The organism is Polaromonas sp. P3_C2, from assembly GCF_056402675.1.
This window is the reverse complement of record NZ_JBFUGX010000685.1, coordinates 1-2,107: the sequence shown is the minus strand read 5'-3', so window position 1 is coordinate 2,107 and position 2,107 is coordinate 1. Positions and strand designations below refer to the sequence as shown.

The window sequence follows — 2,107 nt, the reverse complement described above, 5'->3', positions numbered from 1 at the left end:
GCCATGGTTCGAGCAACCCTTACAACATGGTGCGCGCCACCATGGACGCACTGAATAATTCCACGACCGCTTCTGAAATTGCGGCCAAACGTGGCAAATCGGTCGAAGAGATCTTCGGCTAAGGCGGCATTGAAAATGACCAAAGAAACCAAAGTCAAAGTCCAGCTGGTTCGCAGCCCGATTGGCACCAAGGAATCGCATCGCGCTACTGTGCGCGGTCTGGGCCTTCGTGGCGTCAACAGCGTCAGCGAATTGCAGGATACGCCCGCAGTGCGCGGCATGATCAACAAGATCAGCTATCTGGTCAAGATTGTCTGAGCGGAGACTCATCATGGAATTGAAYGGAATCAAGCCTAGCGAAGGCGCCAAACATGCCAAACGACGCGTTGGTCGCGGCATCGGCTCTGGCCTGGGCAAAACGGCAGGACGTGGTCATAAAGGCCAGAAGTCCCGCTCCGGTGGTTATCACAAGGTGGGCTTCGAAGGCGGTCAAATGCCTATGCAGCGTCGCTTGCCCAAGCGCGGCTTCAAGTCGCATTTGCTGAAGTTCAACGCCGAGGTCACCCTCGGCGCGCTGGAGCAGCTCGGCCTGGCCGAAGTCGATCTGTTGGCTCTGAAGACTGCCGGCCTGGTGGGCCAGCTCGCCAAGAACGTCAAGATCATCAAGACCGGTGAACTGACCAAGGCAGTCAAGCTGAACGGCATTTCTGCCACGGCAGCTGCCAAGGCTGTGATCGAAGCCGCCGGCGGCTCTGTCGCTTAATACCTGACTGGATAATCAGTGGCAACCACTTCGGCTCAAATCGCGAAAACCGGCAAGTACGGTGATCTGCGCAACAGGCTTGTGTTTTTGCTGCTGGCCCTGGTGGTGTACCGCATTGGCGCGCACATCCCGGTGCCAGGGATTGACCCTGGCCAGCTGAAAGAGCTTTTCAAGGGCCAGCAAGGCGGCATATTGAACCTGTTCAATATGTTCTCGGGTGGTGCCCTGTCGCGATTCACGGTGTTTGCCTTGGGCATCATGCCGTACATCTCGGCCTCGATCATCATGCAATTGCTGACGTACGTCGTTCCGACGTTCGAGCAGATGAAAAAAGAAGGCGAAAGCGGCCGGCGCAAGATTACGCAGTACACGCGTTACGGCACGCTGGCTTTGGCACTGTTCCAGTCCATGGGTATTGCCGTGGCGCTGGAAAGCTCGCCAGGCCTGGTGCTGGCACCCGGTTTTGGTTTCCGCATGACTGCAGTGTTCAGCCTGACGGCCGGCACGATGTTCCTGATGTGGCTGGGTGAGCAGATTACCGAGCGTGGTTTGGGTAACGGCATTTCGATCCTGATTTTTGCCGGTATTGCGGCAGGCTTGCCGAATGCCATGGGTGGTTTGCTCGAATTAGTTCGCACCGGCGCCATGAGTATTCTGGTAGCCATCGTGATCGTCGCGGTGGTCGTGCTGGTGACGTATTTCGTGGTGTTCGTAGAGCGCGGGCAACGCAAGATTCTTGTGAACTATGCGCGGCGCCAGGTGGGTAACAAGGTTTACGGTGGACAGTCATCGCACTTGCCGCTGAAGTTGAACATGGCGGGCGTGATCCCACCGATTTTCGCTTCATCGATCATTTTGCTGCCTGCCACGGTTGTGGGCTGGTTTAGTACCGGTGAAAGCATGCGCTGGCTCAAAGACATTGCCAGCACGCTGACGCCGGGCCAGCCCATCTATGTGATGCTGTACGCCAGCGCGATTGTGTTCTTCTGCTTCTTCTATACGGCGCTGGTGTTCAACAGCCGTGAAACGGCGGACAACCTGAAAAAGAGCGGTGCGTTCATTCCGGGGATTCGGCCGGGTGATCAGACGGCCCGTTACATTGACAAAATCCTGGTGCGCTTGACGCTGGCAGGTGCGGTGTACATCACATTCGTGTGTTTGCTGCCGGAGTTTCTGATTTTGAAATACAACGTGCCGTTTTATTTTGGCGGTACGTCGTTGATGATTATTGTCGTGGTGACCATGGATTTCATGGCCCAGGTACAGAACTACATGATGTCGCAACAGTATGAGTCGTTGCTTAAAAAGGCGAACTTCAAGACGTCACTGGGCGGTTAACTGGGT

The 2,107-nt window shown here is 55.8% G+C and carries 3 protein-coding genes and 1 pseudogene; all 4 read left to right on the top strand.

The annotated features are described in order from the left end of the window. A pseudogene (locus tag AC1DWI_RS20745) lies at positions 1-122 on the top strand (30S ribosomal protein S5); the annotation flags it as partial. A gap of 13 nt (positions 123-135) precedes the next feature. Next, positions 136-318: a 50S ribosomal protein L30 gene (gene rpmD / locus AC1DWI_RS20740; RefSeq protein ID WP_122954340.1), complete on the top strand. Its 183-nt coding sequence runs from the start codon at positions 136-138 to the stop codon at positions 316-318. 13 nt (positions 319-331) lie between these two features. Then, positions 332-763, top strand: coding sequence for a 50S ribosomal protein L15 (gene rplO, locus AC1DWI_RS20735; protein WP_411878481.1), 432 nt, complete (start codon positions 332-334; stop codon positions 761-763). An 18-nt stretch (positions 764-781) separates the two neighbouring features. Beyond that, positions 782-2,101, top strand: a complete 1,320-nt coding sequence (gene secY / locus AC1DWI_RS20730; protein WP_477668669.1) for a preprotein translocase subunit SecY — start codon at positions 782-784, stop codon at positions 2,099-2,101. The last annotated feature ends 6 nt before the right edge of the window (positions 2,102-2,107 follow it).

Coding starts and splice junctions, on each gene's coding strand:
- rpmD (WP_122954340.1), top strand. CDS start 136: ATGACCAAAGAAACCAAAGTCAAAGTCCAGCTGGTTCGCAGCCCGATT.